The sequence below is a fragment of the Pseudarthrobacter oxydans genome (assembly GCF_013314975.1).
GTDB lineage: Bacteria > Actinomycetota > Actinomycetes > Actinomycetales > Micrococcaceae > Arthrobacter > Arthrobacter oxydans.
Genome location: NZ_JABTYH010000004.1, coordinates 76,310 through 100,583, shown reverse-complemented (window position 1 = coordinate 100,583; position 24,274 = coordinate 76,310). Strand labels below are relative to the sequence as shown.

Sequence of the window (24,274 nt, the reverse complement as noted above, 5' to 3'; positions counted from 1 at the left end):
GACTGGCTGCCCGCTCCGCCGCTGGTGGGGGTGTCGCCAGAAACGCCGGACTCTATGGGCTGGCTCGATTGTGACGTGCTGCTGCTGGGAGCCGGCTCACCATCGCCGCCGGTTGCCATGCACGCAGACAAAAGCAGCGCCAGGGTGACCGCCCAGGTGAGGGCGATCGGGCGGCGGCTGCAGGAGTGCATCTCGCACCATCACTATCTGTGCTGCCCGGGTTCCAGCCTTGGGTAGGGTCCCGGCAGGCCACGGAAAGCATGGACCGCCAGGAGATCATTGCGTCCACTGGAATTAGACCCTGCAGGCGTTACAGCGGCGTTACTGCCGGCGGAGAGCGAACGACGGCGGTGCGTGCCGCCGAAGCAGGCCCATCATGGGTGCCTCCAAGGCAAAGTCCGGCGCCGCCGTCGTCCGTTGCCTGGTGCTTTGACCTAGACGGCAGGCTCGCGCCGCCGCCGGAACACCATGCGGAGGTTGTCCCGGAAGCTCAGGCTGTTCCGCCTGCTGACCACAACCACGGCGGCCACGGCCGCCAGCAGCACGATGATCCCTCCGGCCGCCACGGACCAGCGGGCGCCGAACTCCGAGCCGACCCAGCCCATGAGCGGAGCGCCCACAGCGGTTCCGCCCTGGAGCACGGCAAGGTACAGGGCCAGCACCCGCCCGCGGAACTGGGGCTCCACCGAGAGCTGGATGCTGGTATTGCAGCTGTTCAGGAACGTGATGGAGGCCAGGCCCACCGGAATCAGGACCGCTGCATACAGCCAGAACGACGGCGACACGCTTCCCAGGAGGGTAAAGGCACCAAGCCCGAGCGCACCGCCCAGCAGGAACCTCAGCCGCGGACCGGCCCTCCGTGCGGCAAGGAGCGCCCCGGCCAGGGTGCCCACCGCCATGATGGAGCCCAGCAGCCCGAACTCGCCGGGGCCCACCCCAAATTCAGTGGTGGCCATCAGGGCGTTGATGATGGGAAAGTTCATCCCGAACGCGCCGAGGATGCCCACCAAAACCATGATCAGCACCAGATCCGGGCGGTTGCGCACATAGCGGACGCCTTCCGCCACCTGGTGCTTGCCCCTGCTGGCGGGCGCCGCGGGGGCAAGTTCGGAGGTCCGGATCCGGAACAGCGAGATGATGACTGCGCCAAAACTGGCGGCGTTGAGCAGGAACACCGGGCCGGTTCCCACCCAGGCAATCAGCACGCCGGCGATGGCAGGGCCGGTAAGCCTGGCCGTGTTGAAGGACGCGGAATTCAGTGCCACCGCGTTGGAGATGTTGTCCTGGCCCACGAGTTCGGAGACGAAGGCCTGCCGGGAGGGCGCGTCCACGGCGCTGGCAATGCCCAGGCAGAGGGCGGCGAGGTAGGCGTGCCACAGTTCCGCGGTGCCCGTGACCACCAGCAGCCCCAGCGCCAGCCCGGTCAGGCCCATGGCCACCTGCGTCCACAGCAGGATCACCCGTTTGCGGTAGCGGTCCGCCAGCACTCCGCCATATGGTCCGAGGAGCAGCATGGGAAGGAACTGCAGGCCGGTGGTGATCCCGACGGCGGCGCCCGAGTAGTTGGTAAGGACAGTCAGCACCAGCCAGTCCTGGGCTATTCGCTGCATCCAGGTGCCGATGTTGGACACCAGCGCGCCGCTGGCCCAGATCCGGTAGTTGCGGTTCTCCAGGGCCCGGAACATGGCGCTCATGTGCCGCTCATTTCCTGCATGATGTGCGCCGCGCGGCTGAGGATCTGCCGGTCCTCCTCGCTCAGCCCGGCCACCCGCTGCGCCAGCCACGCCGTCCGCTGGTTCCGGGCCTCGGCAAGGACTGCCCGGCCGGCGTCGGTGATGTCCACGCGGACCTGGCGCCCGTCGTCGGGGTTTGCGGCCCTGGACACGAAACCCTGGTCCGCGAGCGCGTTGACGATCCGCGTCATGGACGGAGCCTGTACGTGCTCGCTGTCGGCAAGTGCGCGGAGGGTGCTGGGGCCGTTGCCGTCCAGGAGCGCCAGGACCGTGTACTGCCCCGGAGTGATGGCGTCCCCGGTGGCCTCGACGCGGAGCCGGCGCGAGGTGCGCATGACTGCCGTGCGGAGATCAATGGCCAGGCTGTCCGGGCCGGCCGATCCGGTGGTTCTCGGGTTCTGGGTGTCGGTGGTGGTCACGCCCGGGTTGCGCCTCCTGAAAATACTTAGCACTGCTAATTAGTCCTGCTAATAAGTATGCTCCTGTTCCTCGTCTCCGGCAAGGAAGTGTGGGTGGACTAACAGCCTTCCAAGGCCTTCCGATAGTTTCCATGTTCATCAGGAAAGGCGGAGCGTTGCGGGTTTACGGTGCTTGAGCTCCCTGGGGCTGTCCGAGTCCGTGCTGACCCGACGCCGGGCAGTCAGCGCCTGGTCTCGTACCGGGTCAGGACCACACCGCCGGGAAACATCCGGGTCTCAATCAGGCTCAGGTTCACCCAGTTGTCCAGGGTGGTGAAGAACGGAGTGCCGCCGCCAACCAGGACCGGATGGGTGACGATGGCGTATTCGTCGATCAGCCCTGCCCGCATGGCTGCCGCGGCGAGTGTGGCACCGCCGATATCCATGGAGCCGCCGTCGTCGGCCTTGAGGCGGGTAATCTCGGTGACCGCGTCGCCGGTAACCAGGCGGGTGTTCCAGTCAACCGTGCTCTTTGTCGAGGAGAACACCACCTTCGGCATGTCCCGCCAGCGGCGGGCGAACTCGATCTCCGCCGGCGTGGCGTCGGGCTGCTGGTCAGCAGTCGGCCAGTGGGAGCTCATCGTCTCCCACAGTTTGCGCCCGTACAGCGCCAGGCCCGTCGAACCCACCCGGTCGGACCACCATTGGAACAGCTCGTCGCTTGGTGCGCTCCAGCCGAGATTGTCGCCGGGGGCTGCGGTGTAGCCGTCCAGGCTTACGTTCATGGCGAAGGCCAGTTTGCGCATGGGGTCAGTCTCCCGTGAGCCCTTATCCGTTGTACAGACCGGCACGGTGCGGAAGGCTCATAGGGCCAGGGACACGCAGACCAGCTGACTACCGCGGGGCTCGCACGGGCTAGCCAGCCGCGGCCGCGGGCGTGCCGGCCAGGGAGCCGAGCTCGGCGGAGGTGGGAGGGTTGGCGCCGGGCCGGGAACAGGTGATGGCGGCCGCCCGGTTCGCATAGGACGCCAGGGCAGCCAGTTCCGCGGGGGAGAGGCTGTGCAGGCGTTCGCGTCCGCCGGCGCCCAGCGTGTCCAGCTGCGCCAGGCCGGAGATGAGGCCCGCCATGAAGGAGTCGCCGGCCCCCACGGTGTCCGCAACGGTGGTAACTTCCCTGGGCATTTCAACACGTCCGTGCCGGGTCAGGATCACCGGACCGTCCGCGCCGCGCGTCAGTGCAACCAGCGCCGGTCCCAGCTCCAGCCAGGCAGCCAGGGATTCGTCCGGCGTCCTGCCCGGGTACAGCCAGCGCAGGTCCTCGTCGCTGGCCTTGACGATGTCGCTGGCGGCAACGAAGCCTTCAACGTCGCCCCGGACCGCGTCCGCCTCTGCGCTGATCGCGGGCCGGCAGTTGGGATCGAAGCTGACGGTGGCGTGCGTGCGCGCAGCCGCCACCAGCCGCCGGACCATCTGGTTGCCCGGATCCAGGACGGTGGCGATGGACCCGGTATGGACATGGAGGGAGCTCTCCACTGCCGCAAGGGCCGGGATGGAGGCGCCGGTGATGTCCCAGGTGATGGAGAAGCTGTACTCCGCCGCTCCGGTGCTGTCCAGGCGCGCCACCGCGGACGACGTCGGAGAGGCGCCTCCCACAATCGCCTCGACGCCGTTGCCGCGGAGGTGCCCGGCAATCACGTGGCCGTGCGGGTCGTCGGCATAGTGCGTGACGAGCGTGGCTGCCTGGCCGAGGCGGGCAATGCCCACAGCGACATTGAGGGGGCTGCCGCCGGGATGGACCCGACGGCAGCTTGCCCTGGCCGCGCCTTCGCTGTCAGGGGAGTCAATGATGTCAACGAGTGACTCGCCGATCACGGTGAACATGGTCAGCGGCCGGGGTAGACAACGGCTTTGAGCTGGCCGGGCTGCCTGCCCGCCGTGAGCGCCTGTTCGGACTCGGCGAGGGCGAACCTGCCGGTGACCAGGATGTCCAGGTTCACTTTCCCGTCGGCAATGAGCTGGATGGCCAGCGGCCAGGTGTTGGTGTAGCGGAACACGCCGGAGAGCCAGATTTCGCGGTTCTGGATGAAGGAGACGGGCAGTTCCACGTCGTCCGCGCCCAGCCCGACAAGGATGACCCTTCCGGCGGGGGCAACGGCCTTGATGCCGGAACGGACCGCCTGCGGTGCCCCGGACGCGTCAATGAACGCGTCGACGTCGAGCCCTTCCACGTTGTCCGTCTTCGCGTTCAGCGCGTGGGTGGCGCCGTGTTCCAGCGCGAAGGCCAGGCGGTCTTCGGCGATGTCGCTGATGTAGATTTCGGTGGCGCCGTAGGCGCGGGCGGCCTGGGCGGCGATGATGCCGATGGGTCCGGCACCGGCAATCAGCACCCGGCTGCCGGGCTTGATCCCGGCACGTTCGCAGGCCCAGAGGCCGACGGAGAGCGGTTCGATAAGGGCGGCTGCCTCGTCGCTGACACTGTCCGGGATGTCGTAGGCGAAGTCGCTCTGGATGGTCACGTACTCGGCGAACGCGCCGTCCACCGGCGGGGTGGCGTAGAACTCGATGTCCGGGCAGAGGTTGTACCGCCCGGCCTTGCACTGCTTGCAGGTCCGGCACGGGCGTTGGGGTTCGACGGCGACGCGCCGGCCGATGCGGGCCGGATCCACGGCACTTCCGACGGCGGCGATCCGCCCCGAAAGCTCATGGCCGAGGATGAGCGGGTGGTCCACCACATACGGGCCGATCCGGCCGTGCTCGTAGTAGTGCACGTCGCTGCCGCAGACGCCGACGGCCGCGACCTGCACCAGGACCTGGTCGGCGTCCAGCCCAGGTAGGGGCAGGGTTTCCATGGTCATCTCGCCCTGGCTTTTGAGGATGTTGGCGCGCATGGTGGCGGGCAGCGCCTGATCGGTGGCGGGCACGGTCTGGGCGGTTGGTGTTGTCATTGACGTGATCCTTGAAAGAGTTTGGTGGGGCGGCGGGCTATTTCATGGCCTGTTATTTCACGGCGCCCAGGGAGAGCCCCTGGACGAGTTTGTCCTGGGCGGCGAACCCTGCGAACAGCACCGGCAGGGAGATGACGACGGCGGCCGCACAGACCTGGGCGAGGAAGAGGCCCTGGCCGGAAACGAAGCCGGTGAGGAACACGGGCGCTGTGCCTGCCACCACGCCGGTGAGGACCCGGGCCAGGAGCAGTTCGTTCCAGCTGAAGATGAAGCAGATCAGGGCGGTGGCTGCGATGCCGGGCATGGCCACGGGGGCGATGATTTTGCGGAGGATGAGCAGGAGGTTGGCGCCGTCGATCTGTGCTGCCTCCAGCATTTCTTCAGGCACCTCGGCCAGGAAGGACCGCATCATCCAGACGGCGATGGGCAGGTTCATGGAGGTGTACATCAGGATCAGGAACCAGATGTTGTCCAGTGCCCCCACGGTCCGCGCGAAAAGGTAGAGCGGAAGGATGGCCGCGACCACGGGCATCATCTTGGTCGAAAGGAAGAAGAACATGACGTCCGTCCACTTCTTCACCGGCCGGATGGAGAGCGCGTACGCTGCCGGGAAGGCCAGGAGCAGCACGAGGACCGTGGACAGGATCGAGGCGGAGGCGGAGTTGATCAGCGACGGCCACGGGCTGACGCCGGACGTTTCGCCGAAAAATTCCCGGTACGCGTCCAGGGTGAGGTTCGCGGCGATGGACGGCGGGTTCGTCGCGGCGTCGGTCTCGGAGTGGAACGAGGTAAGGATCATCCACAGGACCGGGACTGCGAAGAGAAGCGCCAGCAACCAGGCTGCAATGCCGGCGGCGGTGTTGTTGCGGGTGGGGTCCATGCGTGCCTTGCCGCGGCGTGGAGCGCGGCCGGTTGCCCGTGCGGCGGGGGAGGTGGAACGGGCCGGGCCTGAGCTTTGCGGTGCAGCGGGGGTGAGGGTGCTCATCGTGCTGCCTCCTTCTTGAAGAGTGAAAAGACGGTACGGAGTGCGAAGGTGGCCACGATGATGGTGCCGATGACCACCACGACGCCGGCGGCGGAAGCCAGGCCGTATTCGTTGGCGAAGTAAAACGTCTGGTAGATGGCGTAGGGCAGGTTGGCTGTGCCCAGTCCGCCGGCGGTGAGGGTGAAGACCGCGTCGAAGTTCTGCACGATGTAGATCGCGCCGAGCAGGCCGCCGAGTTCCAGATATTGGCGCAAGTGCGGCAGGGTCAGGTGCCGGAAGATCCCCCAGGGTGTGGCGCCGTCCATCTGGGCAGCTTCCACGGTGTCCATGGGACGGGACTGCAGCCCGGCCAGCAGGATCAGCATCATGAACGGCGTCCACTGCCACACCAGGGAGAGGATCACGGCCATCATGGGAGCCTGCGAGAGCAGGTCCAGTTGCGGCGCCGCCGTGCTGCCGAACAGCGACCAGACCCAGGTCAGGATTCCGTTGATCAGCCCGTACGTGGGGTTGAGCAGGGCATGTTTCCAGATGAGGGCCGCTGCCACCGGCACCACCAGGAACGGGGCGATCAGCAGGGTCCGGGCGAGGCCGCGGCCAATGAACTTCTTGTCCAGCAGCAGGGCAAGTCCCAGGCCGATCAGCAGGCTGATCAGCACGACGGAGACGGTCAGGAGGATGGTGGTGAAGATGGCCTGGCGCAGGTCAGGGTCGGTCAGGACCGTGGCGTAGTTCTCCAGCCCGGCAAAGGCGGTCTTGTCCGGGCTGAGGCTGTTCCAGTTCATGAACGAGATGACCAGGGTCGCCACGAACGGAAGCTGGGTGACCAGGATAAGGAAGACCAGGGCCGGCAGCAGCGGTGCACGCCGTGCCCAGGCCAGGGAGCGTTCCCGTTGCCGGGCGTTGAGTGAAGGTGTGGCTGCATTGCGTCCCGGGCGGGAGATGCGCGCCGTTGCGGTAGTCATGATGTTCTCCTGCGGTTCGGTTAAGGCTGCTTGTACTTGTCGCCGACCTTTTGGGCGGCTTCCTGGCCTTTGGCCAGCGCGTCGGCCACGCTGCCCTGGCCGGCGATGGCGGAGCTGACGCCTTGGGACACGTTCGTTCCCAGGGCTGCGAATTCGGGGATGCCCACAAACTGGATCCCGACGGCGGGACGTTCCTGGGCGCCGGGGTTCTTCGGGTCGGCGTTTTCGATGGCGAAGCGTTCTGCCTCGAAGAACGGGGCGGCCTTCTGGAATTCCGCGTTTTCGTAGGTGGAGATGCGCTTGCCGGACGGGACCTTTGCCCAGCCGAGCTCGGAGGCGACGAGTTCCTCGTAGTCCTTTGAGCTGGCCCAGGCAATGAATTTCTCGGCAGCGTCCTGCTTCTTGGACGCAGCCTGCATGGCCCAGGACCACGTCCACAACCAGCCGGAAGAGGCGGTTTCCTTGACCGGCGCCTGGGCGTAGCCGATCTTGCCCTGGACCGGGGAATCCTCGGCTTCCAGTGCCCCTGCGGCGGACGTTGCGTCGTACCACATGGCCACTTTGCCCTGGCCCATGTTGTTGAGGCACTCGGTGAACCCTGCCTGCGCGGCGCCTGCTTCACCGTGCTCGCGCACCAGAGTTGTGTAGAACTCCACCGCCTCGGTGAACTCGGGGGAATTGACCTGGGCGTTCCAGTCCTTGTCGAACCAGGTTCCGCCGAAGGTGTTCACCACGGTGGTCAGGGGTGCGAAGACCTGGCCCCAGCCCGGCTGTCCGCGGAGGCAGATGCCCTTCATGCCCGGTTCCGCGCCGTCCACCTTTGCCGCTATGCCAGCAACCTCATCCCAGGTGGGCTTTGCCGGCATGGCCAGGCCCTTGGCGTCCAGGATGTCTTTCCGGTACATCAGGAAGGAGGACTCCCCGTAGAACGGTTCGCCGTACAGCTTGCCGTCCTCACCGGTGAGGGACGCCGTGTAGGCGGGCAGGATGTCGTCTTGGTCAAATCCGGGATCGGCAGCGACGTCGTCCAGCGGCGCCAGCCAGCCGTTGGCGGAGTAGAACGGGATCTCGTAGTTGGAGAGGGAGGCGACGTCGTATTGGCCGGCCTGGCTGGAGAACTCCTGGCTGATCTTGGCCCGTACGTCGTTTTCCGGCAGGATCGTGTAGTTGACCCTGATCCCGGTTTCCTTGGTGAAGTTCTCTGCCGTGAGCCGCTGCAGGTCCTCCATCTGGGGGTTGTTGACCATCAGGACACTGATGCTGTTCGGGTCTCCGGCGGAATTGCCGCCGCCGGCACCTGCACAGGCCGAGGCACTCAGCGCGACACACAAAGCGCCGGCGGCCAGGGTCGCAGCACGCATTTTTGGGCGCATTAAGGACTCCTTTGTTCTTCAGGGGTGCACAGTCACCGCACCTCGACTGCCGTGCCGGGGTGCTGGACCTGGGCGAGGGCTGGGACCGGAGATTCCGGGGTTCCTCGCTGATGTAGTTCAAGGTTAGGCGGGAGGCTGAGGTAACAACTAGCGCCCTGGTTGCCGTTTTCTGATACTTATTTTCCCGCCGTGCACCCCCGTGAAGGCGCTACTCTGGGACCAGGGCCACCAATGCCTGTCCCGAGTTCATAACCGGCCACCCCTATGGAGCACCTCGATGACCGCCGCGGAAATAGCTGACGGAGCCACGGCACGGCTCGCCGAACGCCTGCTGGGGATGCGGGCAAACCGCGAGGTCATCCCGCCTGATCCCAACCATTCGGTCCGGTGGCACCAGCACAGCTACCCCAGCCCGCTGGCACGGTGGAACTACCATCCCGAGTACGAGATCCACTTGATCCGCAAGGGGACCGGAAAGTTCATTGTTGGTGACCATATCGGCACATTCGAGGCGGGCCACGTTGCCTTGGTGGGGTCCGGCCTGCCGCACGACTGGGTCAGTGACCTTGAGCCAGGTGAGGTGCTTGAGAACCGGGATGCCGTCATCCAGTTCGACGGCAGATGGGTTGAACAGGCGGCGGCCCTGGTTCCCGAACTGGCCGAGGTGGCGCCGCTGCTGGAGCAGTCCCGGCGGGGAATCGAGTTCCTGGGACGTTCAGCGGAGGAGGCAGCCGCGGCTATCGAGGCGATGGGCGCTACGAGCGGGCTGCAGCGGCTCCAGCACCTGTTCGCCCTCTTTGGAATCCTGACCCGGGCACCCAGGGAGGAACGGCGCTACCTTGCCGAGGAATGGTTCAGGCCGCAGCTGGACGGACAGGCCGCCGCCGTCGTCGACCTTGTCCTGGAGTATGTGTTCAGCAACCACGCCGGCAGTGTCAAAATGTCCGAGGCAGCGGCGCTGGTGGGCATGCCCGAGCCCACCTTTTCCAAGTACTTCAAGCGCGCCACCGGCCAGAACTTCAGCGATCTTGTGCGCAAGCTCCGTCTTGCCCACGCCAGGCGCCTGCTGGAGCGGACGGACAAGCCCATCTCGGACATCTGCTACGAAGTGGGCTTCTCCAACCTGTCCAACTTCAACCGGCACTTCCTGAACGACGCGGGGGAGACGCCGAGGAACTACCGCCGGCGCGTTCAAACCTGACCGGAAAGCCCGGTGGCAGGTCTGTTGCCGCCGGACCAACGCCCATAGGGTGGGGCCATGGCTGATGCATTCCCGACACTGATCGAAGCATTCAAGAACGTCGGCGTCTCCCGGGCGTACGGTTCCCCGGTCCAGCTCGGAGGGGAAGAAATCATCCCGGTGGCGTTGGTGTCCTTCGGGTTCGGTGGAGGCGGCGAAGCCGGGCCGGACGGCGCCTCCGGCGGCGGGGGAGGCGGAATGGTGCTGCCGCTTGGTGTGTACCGGAACGTCGGCGGGCAGGTGTCCTTCCGGCCCAACACCGTGGTGGCACTGGTTTGCCTGGTGCCAGTCATTTCGGCCGTCGGGGCGGCGGTGCGCAAGGCGATCCGGGCTTCGAAAGCGTAGCCGGAAAGCCTGGCGGCACCGGGCTGCGCACGGGTCTAGACTGACCGCATGGGTGACGTTGACGATTCCCTTGCCGCCTTGGCTGAACCTGCGCGCGGCTGCCTGCAGCGCGTTATCGCGGCCGCGCGGCGCATTGTCCCGGACGCCGAGGAAGGCCGAAGCTACGGGATGCCTGCCCTGAAGCTGGACGGAAAGCCGCTGATCGGTGTGGCGGCGGCAGCCAAGCACCTGTCCATCTTCCCGTTCTCGCCCGGGGTGGTGGACGCCGTCGCGCCCAGGCTGGAGGGCTTTTCACTGTCGAAGGGCACCGTCCGGTTCACCCCGGACCACCCCGTCCCGGATGACGTGGTGGAGGAGATGGTCCGGCTGCGGCAGGCGGAGATCCGGAAGTAACGCACGGGGCCCACGCGCCCCTGGGGAAAGACGCAGGAAGGGAACCGTGAAAACCAACGAACTGCTGCTGGACGCCTTTGTCCGGATCCGCGAGACCGTTGAGGCCACCCTTGAAGGGCTCGACGGCGGTGCGCTGGCCCTGCGGCCAGGCGGCACCGGCAACTCGATCGCCTGGCTGCTATGGCACCTGGGCCGCGTGGAGGATGCGCAGGTGGCGGACGTCGCTGGTCGCGAGCAGGTGTGGACCGCGCAGGATTTCGTGGGCCGCTTCGCCCTGCCGTTGCCCCGGAAAGACACCGGGTATGGACATTCCAGTGAGCAGGTGGACGCGGTGCGCGCCGAGCCGCAACTGCTTTTGGACTACTACAACGCCGTCCACCGGCAGACCGTGGACTTCCTGGAGACCCTCGGTGATGGTGACCTTGACCGTGTTGTCGACACCCGCTGGGACCCGCCCGTCACGCTCGGTGTGCGGCTTGTCAGCACCCTCGCCGACTGCCTCCAGCACGTTGGACAAGCCGCCTACGCCAAGGGCCTGAAACCTACGCGGGGTCAATAACATTTCCCTATTTCCGTGGGCGCAATTCGGTTCCATAATGGCCACGTAGGCTTCGGGGACACGCGCGCCATTGATGGCTGGCGGGGCACGCACGGTTCCAGGTGGCCGCCCCGGAAGTGGCGCGACGGGCGGCCATGCGCCCCTCACCGGGATGTCCCGGGGGAGCGCAGCCGGGGGAGAGCAACCGCCATCAGTGCGCACAACGCATAAAGGAATCACCATGCTCAAGGATTCAGCAATCATGGCTGTTCTTCCCGCGAAGGACATCAACAGGGCCAAGGATTTCTACCGGGACAAGCTGGGACTGGAACCCTCTGAAACCATCGAGGAAAGCCTGTTGTACCGCTGCGGCAAGGGAACCAGCTTCCTCATCTACCAGACCGACAACGCCGGCACTGCAAAGAACACCCAGATGGGCTGGGAGACGGACAACCTTGAACGGGACATGGAGGAACTGCGGGGCCGCGGGGTGGTCTTCGAAGACTACGACTTCCCTGGCCTGAAGACGGAGAACGGCGTGTCCACCGACTCATTCGGAAAGGGCGCCTGGTTCCTGGACAGCGAGGGGAACATCCTCAACATCGCCCAGCGCGCGTAGTTCAGGGGCAGTTCCCGAAGAGGACAACGACGCAACACGATGCCGTGGATACCCTCGCAGGGTGTCCACGGCATTTCCGTGAGTTGGTCCCGGCGTCCCACTGTCAGTGCGACGTCAGTTCGCGCATCAGTCCGAGCTGTCCAAGGAACTCCGTCTGGTCGAAGTAGAAGTGGTGGGACGTGATTTCGCCTCCTTCAACCCGGGCGATATCGCAGCTCCGGACCCTGACCTGCTTGCCCGTGGCCGGTATTGTCTCGCCGGTGGGCAGGCTCAGCGGCCCGGTGTTCGTCCCGATGACGAAGCCCTCGTCGATGGCCACGTTTCCGGCCTCGTAGCTGTCACCGTGCTCGTACCGGACGTCGGGCATGGACTCCCAGAAGTGGAAGAGGTAGTTGGTAATGGCGTCGCGCCCGGTCAGTTCCCCTTCGTCGGGGGTGTAGGCAACAGCGTTTGCTGCGTAGCACCGGGCCAGCGTCTCTTTGTCTTTTTCGTCCATGGCCGTGGTGAGACGGTCCATGACTTCGCGTGCCTGTCCCATTGTGGACCTCCAATTTTTGGGCGGCCTCACGGAAGCGGGGGCCGCTTCGTGGATTGGCTTCGGCTGCTGCCGGAACCACTTTAATTGCACGTCCGCCGCAATTTGCTGTCAACGGACAGGGCTACCCTGCTTCAGAAGGGCAGCGTCACCAGTGCCAGCAGGGCCGGAACGGTGGCGCCCAGGGTGCCCGGGATGCTGTCGCCCTTCTTCGGGTAGTGGCCCAGCATGTCCGCCAGGAACATGGCCGGAGCGGTCAGCACCATGTTCAGGCAGCAGTAGACCACCAGGGTGTAGCCCACCACCAGGTAGCCCATGTTCACCGCGGCCACCCCCGCCAGGACTCCCAGGCCGATCACCAGGTTCCGGAACCCGGTGGGGATGGCCCACATCATCACGGCCGGAACATTGCGCGGCGGGGTACTCAGGAACTTCTGCGCCCACGGCCGGTGCATCAGGAAGCTTTCCAGCGGGAACACCGCGATGTACACCACGGCGGCGAGGACCGCGAAGATCTGGGATACGGCGTTCATGAGGGAAGAGTACGACGGCGGTGCGCACCTTCCCCATCCCCTGCCAGGGGGTTCCGGGGTGCCCGGGGAATACCCACTTTGGGGGATTGCGCTGCGGCCCCCCGGGCGGATACTGGAGCTATGTGGGAGGAGCGCGCTGAGCGTGCCCGGCGGGACATCGCCGCCCTGGCCACCAGTGGAGTGAACCTGGCGGACCTCTACCCTGCGGCGCTCGCGGTGGTGCAGCGCACGGTGCCGTTCGAGCAGGGGTGCTGGGCCGGCGTCGACCCCCACACCCTGGTGATGACGTCCATCACCAACTGGAAGCCCTGGCCGGTGCGGAGAGAGGAGTACGTGGAGTACTCGGCCCGCTTCGCCGAGACTGAATATGCGGGCAACGAACCGAACACCTTCGCCCAGCTGCTGCGGCGTCCCCGTCCCATCGCACGCATGTCCGACGCCCCGCACCGGGAGGTGGTCCGCAGCATCCGGATCAATGACCTGCTCAAGCCGCAGGGCCTGGAGCACGAACTGCGGGCGGCCTTCCGCGTGGACGGTACCTGCTGGGGTGTCGGCAGCATCTTCCGCGATGCCGGCCGGGATTTCACGGACCGCGAGGTGGAGTTCCTGGCGGCGGTGACAGCCTCCCTGGCGGCCGCCACCAGGATCGCGGTAAGGGCAGGGCACCCAACCCGGGCCGCCGCCGTCGGACCCGTGATTGTCATCGCCGGCCGGCACGGGGAACTGAAGGCGGCAACCCCCGCGGCCGCTTCCTGGCTCGCCGAGGTGGAGGACGCCGCGCCGGGCCGGTTCAGCATGGTGCTGTACTCGGTGGTGGCCCAGGCCTCCGCGGCCGTTTCGGGCACGGCTCGGGCCAGGATGCGCGACGCCGGGAACAACTGGGTGGTGCTGCAGGCCAGCCGCCTGATCACCGGCGACGATCCCGAGCAGATGGTGGTCACCGTGGAACCCGCCACCACCCATGACCTGGCCACCCTGCTGCTGGCCGCGTATGGCGTCACGGCACGCGAGCAGCAGGTCTGCCTGGAGGTGCTGTCCGGAAACCCGACGGCTGACATCGCCCGGCACCTGTTCATCTCCCCGCACACTGTGCACGACCACCTGAAGTCGCTCTTTGAGAAGGTGGGTGTGGGCAGCCGCGGCGAACTGGTGGCCAAGCTGGTGGCCTGAGGGCCCCTGCGCCGCCCTGGAAACGCGCCACGGCGCCAGTGCTCTGCGGCTCTTCCTCGCCGGCGCGGGCGCTTGTATGCTGTGGATCGGAGAGCCGGGAAGCCTGGTCGGCCCGCAGTCAATGCCTGCGGAACGCCTTGGCGCCGCCAAGGGCGTTCGCGTGACGAGCCAAGGAGCGGACTGCCGATGAACGCAGCAGCACAACCCGTTATTGAAGCCCACGGCCTGGCTAAGCACTTCGGCAGAACCCGTGCGCTGGACGGTCTCACTTTGAGCGTGGCGCCGGGGGAGGTCCACGGATTCCTGGGTCCCAACGGCGCCGGCAAATCCACCACGCTCCAAATCCTCCTGGGCCTGATCCGTCCCACCGCGGGCACCGCCCGCGTCTTCGGGCTGGACCCGTGGGCCGACCCGGTGGCAGTGCACCGGGACGTTGCCTACGTTCCGGGTGACGTGAGCCTGTGGCCGAACCTTTCCGGCGGCGAAGTCATCGGCCTCCTCACAGGCCTGCGCGGCGGTGCCGACGACAAACTGCGCCGCGACCTCATTGCGGAGTTCGAGTTCGATCCCCGCAAGAAGGCCCGGACGTATTCGAAGGGCAACCGGCAGAAGGTCGCCCTGATAGCGGCGTTTGCCCGCCCCGCCCGGCTGTACCTGCTGGATGAGCCGAGCGCCGGCTTGGACCCGGTGATGGATGCCGTATTCCGGCGCCAGATTGCGCGGGTCAGCCGGGACGGAGCCACCGTTTTGCTGTCCAGCCACATCCTCAGCGAAGTGGAACAGCTCTGCGACCGGGTGACCATCATCCGCGCCGGGACAGCCGTGGAAACGGGCACCCTGGGCGAACTGCGGCACCTGCAGCGCACGCATTTCCGCGTCACCGGGTTGGCTGATCCGGCACGGCTGGCTGGGATGCCCGGCACCCACGGGGTGAGTATCGCCGGCAGCGCCGCAGAGTTCGACGCCGACCCCGGGGACCTCGGGGCTGTCTTGGCCGGCATCGCGGAACCGGGGATCAGCGGCCTGTCGGTGGCTCCGCCGTCGCTGGAGTCCCTGTTCCTGCGCCACTACAGCGACGGTAACGGGGGACAGCGGACGGGTGGAAAGCGGGCCGGCAACGGCAAGGACAGCAGCGAGCGCACGGACAGCGGGGTGCTGTGATGTCCGGGGTGCTGCGGCTGCTCCTGTTCCAGGCCCGGCGGGACAGGGTGGCGGTGCCCGTCTGGATCCTGGGCATCACCCTGCTCAGTTTCGCCACCTCCACCGCCGTCGCCACCCAGTTCGGGGATGAAGCAGCGCAGGTTGCCATCCTCACCCTGGCAGCAGCGAATCCTGCGTTCCTCTTCCTCCGCGGCCTGCCGGACGGAACCGGCGTGGGCGCGGTGGTGTTTCTTTCAGGGCTATGCGTTCACGGCAGTCCTGGCCGGCCTCATGAGCACCTTACTGGTGGTGCGGCACACGCGCTCGGACGAAGAGCTGGGACGGGCCGAACTCCTCGGCTCGGTGCCCATCCCGCGGGCCGCGTCCCTGACGGCAACGCTGCTGCTGGGAACCGCCGCGAACCTGGTGCTGGCCGTCTTTGTGGCCGGCGCCTTTATCGCGGCCGGACTGCCCGCGGCCGGTTCGGCTGCGGCGGGTGCCGCCGTCGGAAGCGTGGGCACCTTCTTCGTGGCACTTGCGGCCGTGGCCGCACAGGCCCTGCCCTCGGGACGGAGCGCAAACGGTGCCGCCGCGGGACTGGTCGGCGTGGCCTACCTGGTCCGCGGCATCGGGGACGCGCTGGGGACACCGTCCGCGGACCTGCTGCACGTCGCCAGTGCCTGGCCGTCGCTCCTTTCGCCCATCGGCTGGGGCCAGCGCACCCGGCCGTTCAGCAGCCCGGACTTGGCATTCCTGCTGGTGCCGCTCGCTGCCGCGGCCGTCCTGGCGGCGCTTGCGGTAGTGATCCGACGACGGCGGGACGTGGGTGCCAGCCTGCTGCCCGAGCGGTTGGGCAAAGAGCGTGCGGGCGTGGGCGGCCGGTCCTTTGTGGGCCTGGCCTGGCGGCTGCAGCGGTCCACCCTAGCCGGATGGTGTGTGGGGGCCGCCGCCCTGGGAGCGGTGGCAGGCGTCCTAAGCCCCATGGCCTCCGAAACAGTCTCCAGCATTGCACCGCTGAGGGAGCTCATTGCCAGGCTGGTGCCGGGCGGCCAGACCGGACTGATCGACGTGTTCGTCACGGCGCTGCTGGGCATGGCCGGGGTGTTCGCGGCCGCAGCCGGGATCCAGGCAGTCCTCCGGATGCGTGCCGAGGAGGCGGAAGGCAGGGCGGAGATCCTGCTGTCAGCGCCGGTATCCCGTGCCCGCTGGCTGGGCGCCAACCTGTTCGTCGCCGCGGTCTCCGCCGCCGTGGTCTCCACGACGGCGGGAGCCGCGGCCGCCGTCGGCCTGGCTGTCTCAGGGACCTCCGATGGGCCCGCCTGGTCACTGGTGCCGGCGGCGCTGGCCCACGTCCCGGCAGCCCTGGTGTTCGCGACCGCGGCCGCTGTCGCCTTCGCGCTGGCACCTCGGCTGAGCATCCTGGTGGCGTGGGGCGTGCTTGCTGTGGCCATAGTCCTGGGCGAGTTCGGGGAGCTGTTCGGCCTGCCGGCGTGGCTGCAGGACGCGAGCCCGTTCCGGCACTCCTCCGCCATGCCGGTGGAATCCTTCAACCAAGCGGGGGCGGTGGGCCTGCTGCTCGTGGCGGCGGCCGGGGCGTCCCTGGCCGCCTACTTCCTGCGCCGGCGGGACCTGGCAGCATGATGCCAACACTCCCCACCGGGGGAAGGACCCTCGTGCCATGAAGGTGATGCTGCTGACCGCCGGGACGCGCGGCGACGTGGAACCCTTCTTTGCCCTGGCCCGGGCCGCAGCGGCCCGGGGGCACCAGGTCCGGATCGCCATTCCGGAGAACTCCGGCGCGGACACCGCCGGCCTGGACACCGTCAGCCTGCGCATGGACTTCGCCCGGCTCGTCAGTGACCAGGGGGTTTCGCCCCGGGCTGCAGCCAGGACCTTCCGGACAGTGATCCGGCCCGCCGTCGGCCAGCTTCTCTCCGCGGCCGTGGAGCATATCGTGGCGTTCGCCCCGGATGTGGTGGTCTATCACCCGAAGGTCCTCAGTGCTCCGGCCGCGGCCCGCAGGCTGGGGATCCCGTCAGTGCTGGTGGAGACCGTGCCTGCGCTGACGCCCACCAGGGAGTTCCCGTCGCCCATCATCCCCGCGGCCAGCCTGGGCCCGCTGAACCGGGCCAGCTACGCCCCGGCCCGGGCGGCCACCCTGATGTTCAGGCGGGAACTGCAATCTGCGCTGGACCTGCTGCCGCCAGGGCGCACACCGGCAACGGAAACCCGCGCCACACTGATCCCCGTCAGTCCCCACCTGCTTCCCCGCCCGTCCGATTGGCCCGAATCGGTGCACCTGACGGGCCATTGGGCCGACAAACCCGCGGCCACGGAAATCGACGACGAGCTGGAAGCTTTCCTCAACGGCGGGGATGTTGTGTACGCGGGGTTCGGGTCCATGAAGGCCGGCGACGCCCGGGCCCGCGGCGAAGCGATCATTGAGGCGGCCCGGAGGAACGGCCTGAGGGCGCTTGTTGCCACGGGCTGGGGAGGGATCGACATTCCGGCGGCTGCGATGGGCGGTGATGTCCTGGTCAGAAAATCGGTGGCCCACCACCTGGTCCTGCCACGCGCCGCGGCCGCGATCTACCACGGCGGGGCGGGAACGGTCCATGCCGTGGCGCGGGCAGGGGTTCCGTCCGTGGTGGTGCCGTTCATCGCTGACCAGCCGTTCTGGGGAGCAGTCCTGCACCGGCGCGGCCTCGGCCCGCAGCCGGTCCCGTACCGGAAACTCTCCGCGGACACGCTGGCCCGGGCCCTTGGCGAGGCGGGGAACTGCCGTGGCCAGGCCGCGCGCACCGGTGAGCTGATGCGCGCAGAGGACGGGACCGCCGTCGCGCTTGGTGTGCTGGAAAACCTGGCGGGTGCGTAGGCGCCCAGGTTCCCGGGCCCGGAAGTCCCCAGGCTCGGGAAGTCTGATGTTCAGTCAGCCCCGGGAACGCTGGCGGGGAGATGGCGGGCGGGGTCGAACGCGTCAAAGGATGACGCGCCGATCAGGAAGATGCCACGCTGCGGAATCCAGAAGTCGCCCAGCCGGGTCTGCACGCGCAGTGGCTGCAGGGTGCCAAAGTCTTGCCCTCCCAGCGAGGCCGAGCTGCGGGACACGAACCACAGGCGGCGGGGTTTCGCGCGGAAGCCCTGCCCGTTGGGAACAGCCCCGGTCAATCCAAGCCGTCCCGCCCGCAACACCGGTCCCGAGGCCGCACCCATGGCTTTCAGGACCGCCGTGTTCTCCAGGACCGCGCCAGGCAGGGCCGCCAGCACCGCCGTCATGGCACGCGTGACGGGCGTTGACGCCAGCTCAATGTCCCAGGCCAGGTCCACGTCCGCGCCAATGTGCACACTGAACGCCGAATCGCCCGTCCAGGTGACCGTGACAGGGCATTGGACCGCAGCCTCCAGGGCGGCGCCGAAGTAGCGGGCGCAGGACACGGCGGGCGGGGCGTCGGCGTAGATGGTCCAGGAGCCGGCGGGCCGGCGCAGCCACACCGATTTATACCCGGGCCCAACACTGGTGACGGGGAAACGCCGCATGGCCAGGACATGGCCGGAACTGAAGGATAGGCCCATCACCCCGTACCCGGAAAACCGCTCATCCTCCCCGGGACCCAGGGCGGCACTCTGTTCAGTTTCGAGGACCTGCGCCCGGATGCTCTTCATGGCTTCCCTGCCTCCACCGTCAGCGGTGGCGTCAGTCTACGCCCGGCTGTCCTGCCGCGGGAGTGACCCGGATCCACCCTGGGACTCTTCCGACGTTTCCTGACAGTGGCCCGGTTCTAACGCAAGTGATTGTTGACTCCTCTTGAGTCCTGAGTAGGCTCACAGATGCCGGGGAACGCGACAGTAGTTGTTTCGGCGCTGTGCGGCACTGCCATTGGCAGTCGCTTCGCCGGCGTCGCCCCGCCGAATGTTTCGGCGACATTTGACGTGCGGCTACCTTCTGGAAGCCCATCTTTCTGCTGCGGTCAATTGACCGTCCAAGCCGGATCATTGGAGACATCATGCGTTTTCCTGCACTAAGTCAACTAGTTCCCGTTTCCCTTCTTGCCGCCGCGGTACTGGCAATACCAACTGCAGCAGCCGGCGCGCCACCTATCCCAAACGATCCCCTGGCACCGTTTGGTCCCATCGATCTTCCCGCTGGGATCGCGTGTCCGGACTTCGACTTGCGGATTGAAGGCTCCGACCCTATGGGAAAGGTGAGGACATTTGTGGACCAGAACGGCGATCCTGTGCGGATCCTGACGACTGGGCTGGGTTACACCCTGACATTCACCAACTTAGACACGGGCGAAGAGTTAGTTACCAGATCAACGGGATCAAGTCAGGTTACAGTCCCCAACGCAGACGGTACCTACAGCTCCACGATCCGAGGTTCCGCGCTGATAATTTTGTTTCCGGAGGATGATCCCGCGGGGCCAAGCAGCAATATCTATCACGGCCGTACGGTTTTCTCATTGGAGTCGGATGGTTCAACATTCACGTCGTTGGCAACATATGGGACGAGCTTAGATGTATGCGAGGCACTGGGCTGAGCCGAGCCTTTTCCTCGGTAAACCTGCCTCCACCGTCAGCGGTGGCGTCAGTCTACGCCCGGCTGTCCTGCCGCGGGAGTGACCCGGATCCGGGAGATGCGCAGCCGGTCCATCGCCGTCACGGTGAGCACGTGCCCGGCCACCTCTACGCTGTCGCCCACCCGGGGGAGCCGGCCCAGCCGGTCGATGACGTATCCGGCCACGGTCTCATAGTGGCCCTCCGGCAGTTCGATGCCGGATGCGGTTTCGAACTCCTGCAGGATCAGGGCGCCGTCCACGTCCACCGTCCCGTTGGCCCGTGTGATCCGGTCCTCGGCGTCCACGCCGGTGTCGTACTCGTCGTAGATTTCTCCCACCAGCTCCTCCACCAGGTCCTCGAGGGTGACGATGCCGTCCGTGCCGCCGTACTCGTCCACCACCAGCGCGATGTGCTGGCCCAGGCGGCGCATCCGGGACAGCGAGGGCAGCACTTTGTTGGTGCCCGGCAGTGGAAGGATCTCCCGCACGATGCCCCGCACCGGACCGTCGTCGTACCCTCCCTCGCGGGGCATAAGGTCACGGATGTGGACAAACCCCAGGACGTCGTCGGGCGTCTTGTCCATGACGGGATAGCGCGAGAACGGGCCGTCCCGCACCATGCTGCGTGCCTCGGCGATGCTCAGGCTGCCGTTGATGAACGTCACCTCGGTGCGCGGGCGCATCACCTCCTGCAGCGAGCGCTCGCCGGCGCCGAACACGTCGCTGAGGATAACGCGGCTGTGTTCCTCCAGCATGTCGCTCTCGGCCACCATGTCCCACAGTTCCTCGGAGCTGATGCTTTCCTGCTTGGCGTTGGGGTCGCCGCCGAAGAGCCGCACCACCGCGTCCGTGGAGACGGACAGCAGCCAGACGGCGGGCCGCATGATCTCGGAGAGGACGCCCAGCGGCGGGGCCAGGACCTTGGTAAAGCCGACGGCGCTCTGCATGGCCAGGCGCTTGGGCACCAGTTCGCCGAGCACCAGGGAGAGGTACGCCACCAGCAGCGTCATGCCGATGAAGGCGACCGGCTCGGCCGCGGAGCCGAATCCGACGCCTTCCAGGAGGGGCTCGACGTCCGGCGCGATGGTGGACGCACCGTACGCGGCGGAGAAGAATCCGGACAGGGTGACACCGATCTGGACGGTGGACAGAAACCGGTTGGGGTTGCCCGCCAGTGCGGCGATCCGGGCCCCGCGCTTGCCGGATTTTTCCATCCGGCGGACCTGGCTCTCGCGGAGGGACACCAGCGCCATCTCCGTGCCCGCGAACACCCCGCCCAGCAGCACAAAGAAGAGGACCAACAGGAAGTTGAGCAGGGTGTCGCTGTCCATGATCAGACATTACCCAATGGCGCCGCGCGGGTTACGCTCCGGGGCTTTGCGGCGTAGGGTCTGAGGGACCATGACTGAACAGCAACCCTATGAGCTCGTGAGGCGCTACCCGCACTTCGAGCTGCGCCGCTATCCCGCCTATGCTGTGGCGGAAGTCCAGGTCAACGCGACTTTTGACCGTGCCGGGAACGCCGCATTCAGGCACCTCTTCAACTACATCAGCGGCAGCAACACCGAACGGCAGAAGCTCGCCATGACGGCGCCCGTCATCCAGGCGCCGGGGGCCTCGCAGAAGCTGGCGATGACCGCCCCCGTGCTCCAAAGCGGCCCGCTGCAGGGCGGCACACCCACTGATTTTTCCGTTGCTTTTGTGCTGCCTGCGGGGCTCACCGCAGAGACGGCACCCGTTCCGCAGAATCCCGACGTGAAAATCCGTGCCGTCCCCGGCTCCCTGACAGCGGTTGTCCGGTTCTCTGGCAGCGGTTCGGAGGCCGCGTTTGCCCGGCACAACGAGGGGCTGCAGGCCGCGCTGAACCTGGTAGGGCTGGCGCCCGTGGGGCCGCCCCGGTTCGCCCGCTTTGATCCGCCGTTCAAGCCGTGGTTCCTCCGCCATAACGAGGTGCTGCAGGACATCGCGGACGCTTAACTGAATGACGACGGCGGAGGGTGCGTTGGTCAGGACGCGCGGTCCTTCGCGAGGAACCTTCGCAGGACGGTGGCCGTCAGCCAGGTGACCAGGCTGCAGGCCGCGGCGCCCCAGAGGATGTCCGTCACGGCGACGACGGCGGGGAAGTCCTTGAGCACGGCAAACGCCGTGAGCGCCCAGGTGGCATAGGTGAAGAAGCCGAACAGCGCCGCGCCTGTGACCCGCTGCCGCAGGGTGGCGTGTGCGTCGTTGGGCCGGACGCCGTAGTGCACCATCCCTGCTACAAAGATGAGGTAGAAGGCCACGGCTCCGGCAGCGTTGGGCCTGGGGGCAATCAGGTGGCCGATCTGGCTTTGGTAGAGGTTGCTAGCCACGAAGCTGATCCAGACGAGGTCCAGCACAGCGAAGATCACGGCGGTGACCGCGTAGGAGAGCAGCCATCTTTTGGTCCGGGTGTTCATGCTTGGCTCCTTGACTCGGCGTAGAGGTTCTCCACGATGTGGCGGGCGCGTTCGGTGAACGCGGTGCGTTTGAGTTTCATGGTGGGTGTGACCATTCCGTTGGCTTCGCTGAGGTCGGCCAGCAGCAGCACGAACGTGCGCACCTGCTCGGAGCGGGCCAGCTTTGCGTTGGCGGCACTGACCGCTTTGCCGATGGTGCTGAGGAGGCGCGCGTCCTCGATCTGGACGGCGCAGCCGTCGTCCGGGACCCGCAGCCCGGCGAGATCGTTGATGCCCTCGCGCTCGGCCCACGCCGTGACCGACTCGGGGTCCAGCAGCACCAGGCCGCCCAGGTACGGTTTGCCCTCGCCCACCATGACGGCGTGGGCCACGAGCGGATCGCCCTCCACATAGCCTTCCCAGATGGCCGGGGTGATGGTCTTGCCGCCGGCGGTGACAATCACGTCCTTGATCCGGCCCTTGAGGGTGAGCCGTCCCAGCTCGTCGAGCTCTCCGAGGTCCCCTGTGTGGAAGTACCCGTCCGTGAACGCGTCCTGGTTGTCCGCCGGCCTGCGGTAGCCGGCGAACACGCCCACGCCGCGGGCCAGCACCTCGCCGCGGTCCGAGATGCGCACGGTGGTTCCGGGCATCGGGACGCCCACCGTTCCGGCGCTGATGGCGTCCGGCATGTTCCCGGTGAGCGGCGCGGTGGTTTCCGTGAGGCCGTAGCCCTCGATGACGGGCAGGCCCAGGCCGCGGAAGAACAGGGACAGCTCGGCGTCCAGTGCGGCGGCGCCGGAGAGCAGGTAGTCCAGGCGGCCGCCCACCAGCGCGCGCAGCCGGGCGTAGAAAAGGCGGTCGAACACTGCATGCCTGGCACGCAGGCCGAGCGGGGCGCGGACGGAGGGGTCGGCGTCGTGCGCTTCGGCGAACCGGCCCCACTCCACCGCGGTCTGCTGCGCCACCACCCACACCCGCCCCAGGTGCTTACGGGCTGCGGCGGCGGCAGCGGACGCCTGGATCTTCTGGAGCACGCGGGGGACCACCACCAGGAACGTGGGCTTCAGGACGCCGAGGGCGGGCACCACGTCCCTGGGATCGGAGAGGTGGGCGATGCGCATGCCGTTGGCCAGGCAGATCAGCTGCAGGCCGCGGGCCAGCACGTGGGCCATGGGCAGGAAGATGACGGTGTTGCCGCCTTCGCGGACCACGCCCGTGTAGGCGGCGCCCACGTTGAGCACCTGGCCCACGAAGTTGCCGTGGGTGATAAGGGCGCCCTTGGGGGCGGCGGTGGTGCCGGAGGTGTAGACGATGGTGGCCACCGAGTCGAGGTCCGGCAGCAGGCGCCGCTCCTCGACGGCGCTGTCCGGGACGCCGGCGCCGCGCTGCGTCAGCTCGGCAAGGTCCGCGCCGGGGCGCGGGTCCATGGTCCAGACGCCCAGGCTGGTCCGTCCGGCCTGTTCAAAGCCCTGTTCCAGCAGGAGGGCATGCCCGGCGGTGCCAGCGATGGCCAGGCGGACGGCGGCGTCGTCGAGGACCGCGGCCACCTGGGGCAGGGCGGAGGTTTCGTAGACGGGGACCACGACGGCGGCGGCGAACCACGCTGCCATGTCCGCCACCGCCCACTCGTACCGGGTGGGCGACATGATGGCGAGGGATTCGCCGGGCTGCAGTCCGGCGGCGATGAGGCCTTTGGCAAGGGCGCGCACCTCCCCGACGAACTGCCGGGTGGTCACCTGGCGCCACGGGTCCGTGATGGCGCCTTCGGAAGCGCGCACCTCGAAGGCGACGTGGTCCGGGGACGTCCGGAACCGCTGCATCAGCAGCTCCGTGGCGTTCCGGTGGCTGGACGGTTCAACCAGCAGCGGGGTGGAGAACTCTCTCAAGCGGTGTCCTTTGGTGTAAGCGTGTGCAGGTGGTCCTGCATGAGGCGCTGGGCGGTGTGGAGGAACCCGGCCACGGCGTCCTGCTGGGCGGCGGGCAGCGATTCGATGTGCCGGTTGGTGGCGTCCATGAGGGGCCGCATCAGGTGCATGATGTCCCGGGAGGCGGCGGCGGTGGCGCTGACGTTGACATGGCGGCGGTCGCCTCCGCCCCGGAGGCGTTCGGCGTAGCCGCGGGTTTGCAGCCGGTTGACGATCGCGGTGGTGGTGGCGGCCGTGGCGCCCAGCTTCACAGCGAGGTTCCCCACCGTCAGGGGTCCGGACTGGGACAGGGCGGAGAGGGCGCGGTAGTCGGTGAGGTTCAGCCCCAGCCTGCCTGCCACTTCGCGTTCGGTCTCGTTGGCCAGTGCCAGCACTGCCTGTAGGGCAAGGGCGGCCGGATGGTACGTGCGTGCGCTCATGGTTCCTCCTCTCCTTCGCTAGTCTATATAGTAATTAGATAAGCT

General features: G+C 67.4%; 25 protein-coding genes. 10 read left to right on the top strand and 15 right to left on the bottom strand.

Annotated elements, in window-relative coordinates:
• Positions 1-434: 434 nt before the first annotated feature.
• The 8 genes from HTS88_RS04300 to HTS88_RS04265 form a co-directional block, all read right to left on the bottom strand.
• Positions 435-1,694 (bottom strand): MFS transporter, encoded by a 1,260-nt coding sequence (locus HTS88_RS04300; RefSeq protein ID WP_174175840.1) that lies wholly within the window; start codon positions 1,692-1,694, stop codon positions 435-437.
• Entirely contained in the window at positions 1,691-2,068 is a 378-nt protein-coding gene (locus tag HTS88_RS04295) for a MarR family winged helix-turn-helix transcriptional regulator (protein ID WP_246255988.1), read from the bottom strand. The genes HTS88_RS04300 and HTS88_RS04295 overlap by 4 nt, the downstream gene beginning before the upstream one ends.
• A gap of 305 nt (positions 2,069-2,373) precedes the next feature.
• Positions 2,374-2,937, bottom strand: coding sequence for a dihydrofolate reductase family protein (locus tag HTS88_RS04290; protein WP_174175836.1), 564 nt, complete (start codon positions 2,935-2,937; stop codon positions 2,374-2,376).
• A gap of 109 nt (positions 2,938-3,046) precedes the next feature.
• On the bottom strand, positions 3,047-4,012 hold the full coding sequence (locus tag HTS88_RS04285; protein ID WP_174175834.1) for a carbohydrate kinase family protein: 966 nt from the start codon (positions 4,010-4,012) through the stop codon (positions 3,047-3,049).
• Between the two features lie 2 nt (positions 4,013-4,014).
• Positions 4,015-5,076 (bottom strand): NAD(P)-dependent alcohol dehydrogenase, encoded by a 1,062-nt coding sequence (locus HTS88_RS04280; RefSeq protein WP_174175832.1) that lies wholly within the window; start codon positions 5,074-5,076, stop codon positions 4,015-4,017.
• 52 nt (positions 5,077-5,128) lie between these two features.
• Positions 5,129-6,061 carry a carbohydrate ABC transporter permease gene (locus HTS88_RS04275; RefSeq protein WP_174175830.1) on the bottom strand — a complete coding sequence of 311 codons (933 nt, stop codon included), beginning with the start codon at positions 6,059-6,061 and terminating at the stop codon, positions 5,129-5,131.
• Complete coding sequence (locus tag HTS88_RS04270) at positions 6,058-7,026, bottom strand: carbohydrate ABC transporter permease (RefSeq protein ID WP_174175828.1); 969 nt, start codon at positions 7,024-7,026, stop codon at positions 6,058-6,060. The genes HTS88_RS04275 and HTS88_RS04270 overlap by 4 nt, the downstream gene beginning before the upstream one ends.
• A gap of 20 nt (positions 7,027-7,046) precedes the next feature.
• Positions 7,047-8,399 (bottom strand): ABC transporter substrate-binding protein, encoded by a 1,353-nt coding sequence (locus HTS88_RS04265; RefSeq protein ID WP_174175826.1) that lies wholly within the window; start codon positions 8,397-8,399, stop codon positions 7,047-7,049.
• Positions 8,400-8,676: 277 nt separating this feature from the next.
• On the opposite strand from HTS88_RS04265, the gene HTS88_RS04260 reads away from it, so the two are divergent.
• The 5 genes from HTS88_RS04260 to HTS88_RS04240 all read left to right on the top strand — a co-directional run bounded on the left by HTS88_RS04260 (position 8,677) and on the right by HTS88_RS04240 (position 11,534).
• Complete coding sequence (locus tag HTS88_RS04260) at positions 8,677-9,600, top strand: AraC family transcriptional regulator (RefSeq protein WP_174175824.1); 924 nt, start codon at positions 8,677-8,679, stop codon at positions 9,598-9,600.
• A gap of 57 nt (positions 9,601-9,657) precedes the next feature.
• Positions 9,658-9,984, top strand: coding sequence for a hypothetical protein (locus tag HTS88_RS04255; protein WP_174175822.1), 327 nt, complete (start codon positions 9,658-9,660; stop codon positions 9,982-9,984).
• A gap of 48 nt (positions 9,985-10,032) precedes the next feature.
• Positions 10,033-10,377, top strand: coding sequence for an iron chaperone (locus tag HTS88_RS04250; RefSeq protein WP_174175820.1), 345 nt, complete (start codon positions 10,033-10,035; stop codon positions 10,375-10,377).
• 46 nt (positions 10,378-10,423) lie between these two features.
• Positions 10,424-10,936, top strand: coding sequence for a mycothiol transferase (locus HTS88_RS04245; protein WP_251424241.1), 513 nt, complete (start codon positions 10,424-10,426; stop codon positions 10,934-10,936).
• Positions 10,937-11,156: 220 nt separating this feature from the next.
• Entirely contained in the window at positions 11,157-11,534 is a 378-nt protein-coding gene (locus HTS88_RS04240) for a VOC family protein (protein ID WP_174175816.1), read from the top strand.
• Between the two features lie 103 nt (positions 11,535-11,637).
• Here the strand turns inward: HTS88_RS04240 and HTS88_RS04235 are convergent, their stop codons facing one another.
• On the bottom strand, positions 11,638-12,072 hold the full coding sequence (locus HTS88_RS04235) for an ester cyclase (protein WP_174175814.1): 435 nt from the start codon (positions 12,070-12,072) through the stop codon (positions 11,638-11,640).
• 131 nt (positions 12,073-12,203) lie between these two features.
• On the bottom strand, positions 12,204-12,602 hold the full coding sequence (locus HTS88_RS04230) for a DUF1304 family protein (RefSeq protein ID WP_104186288.1): 399 nt from the start codon (positions 12,600-12,602) through the stop codon (positions 12,204-12,206).
• A gap of 120 nt (positions 12,603-12,722) precedes the next feature.
• Here HTS88_RS04230 and HTS88_RS04225 point away from each other — a divergent pair, with 120 nt between their 5' ends.
• The 4 genes from HTS88_RS04225 to HTS88_RS04210 all read left to right on the top strand — a co-directional run bounded on the left by HTS88_RS04225 (position 12,723) and on the right by HTS88_RS04210 (position 17,787).
• Entirely contained in the window at positions 12,723-13,772 is a 1,050-nt protein-coding gene (locus HTS88_RS04225) for a helix-turn-helix transcriptional regulator (protein ID WP_174175812.1), read from the top strand.
• 186 nt (positions 13,773-13,958) lie between these two features.
• Positions 13,959-14,933: an ABC transporter ATP-binding protein gene (locus tag HTS88_RS04220; protein WP_174175810.1), complete on the top strand. Its 975-nt coding sequence runs from the start codon at positions 13,959-13,961 to the stop codon at positions 14,931-14,933.
• A gap of 270 nt (positions 14,934-15,203) precedes the next feature.
• On the top strand, positions 15,204-16,553 hold the full coding sequence (locus tag HTS88_RS04215) for an ABC transporter permease subunit (protein WP_246255970.1): 1,350 nt from the start codon (positions 15,204-15,206) through the stop codon (positions 16,551-16,553).
• A 37-nt stretch (positions 16,554-16,590) separates the two neighbouring features.
• Positions 16,591-17,787 carry a glycosyltransferase gene (locus tag HTS88_RS04210; RefSeq protein ID WP_174175808.1) on the top strand — a complete coding sequence of 399 codons (1,197 nt, stop codon included), beginning with the start codon at positions 16,591-16,593 and terminating at the stop codon, positions 17,785-17,787.
• Positions 17,788-17,837: 50 nt separating this feature from the next.
• Here the strand turns inward: HTS88_RS04210 and HTS88_RS04205 are convergent, their stop codons facing one another.
• Together HTS88_RS04205 and HTS88_RS04200 are read right to left on the bottom strand one after the other, a co-directional pair.
• Complete coding sequence (locus HTS88_RS04205; protein WP_174175806.1) at positions 17,838-18,575, bottom strand: hypothetical protein; 738 nt, start codon at positions 18,573-18,575, stop codon at positions 17,838-17,840.
• A 922-nt stretch (positions 18,576-19,497) separates the two neighbouring features.
• Entirely contained in the window at positions 19,498-20,799 is a 1,302-nt protein-coding gene (locus HTS88_RS04200; protein ID WP_174175804.1) for a hemolysin family protein, read from the bottom strand.
• Between the two features lie 70 nt (positions 20,800-20,869).
• On the opposite strand from HTS88_RS04200, the gene HTS88_RS04195 reads away from it, so the two are divergent.
• On the top strand, positions 20,870-21,445 hold the full coding sequence (locus HTS88_RS04195) for an SOUL family heme-binding protein (RefSeq protein ID WP_174175803.1): 576 nt from the start codon (positions 20,870-20,872) through the stop codon (positions 21,443-21,445).
• Between the two features lie 29 nt (positions 21,446-21,474).
• On the opposite strand, the gene HTS88_RS04190 is transcribed toward HTS88_RS04195, so the two are convergent.
• The 3 genes from HTS88_RS04190 to HTS88_RS04180 are packed head-to-tail and all read right to left on the bottom strand — an operon-like array spanning position 21,475 to position 24,229.
• Positions 21,475-21,906, bottom strand: coding sequence for a DUF2177 family protein (locus HTS88_RS04190; protein WP_174175801.1), 432 nt, complete (start codon positions 21,904-21,906; stop codon positions 21,475-21,477).
• The gene (locus HTS88_RS04185; RefSeq protein ID WP_397425879.1) at positions 21,903-23,771 is read right to left on the bottom strand and encodes an AMP-dependent synthetase/ligase; all 1,869 of its coding nucleotides are present in this window, start codon (positions 23,769-23,771) and stop codon (positions 21,903-21,905) included. The genes HTS88_RS04190 and HTS88_RS04185 overlap by 4 nt, the downstream gene beginning before the upstream one ends.
• Positions 23,768-24,229 (bottom strand): MarR family winged helix-turn-helix transcriptional regulator, encoded by a 462-nt coding sequence (locus HTS88_RS04180; protein ID WP_174175799.1) that lies wholly within the window; start codon positions 24,227-24,229, stop codon positions 23,768-23,770. The genes HTS88_RS04185 and HTS88_RS04180 overlap by 4 nt, the downstream gene beginning before the upstream one ends.
• Positions 24,230-24,274 lie beyond the last annotated feature (45 nt).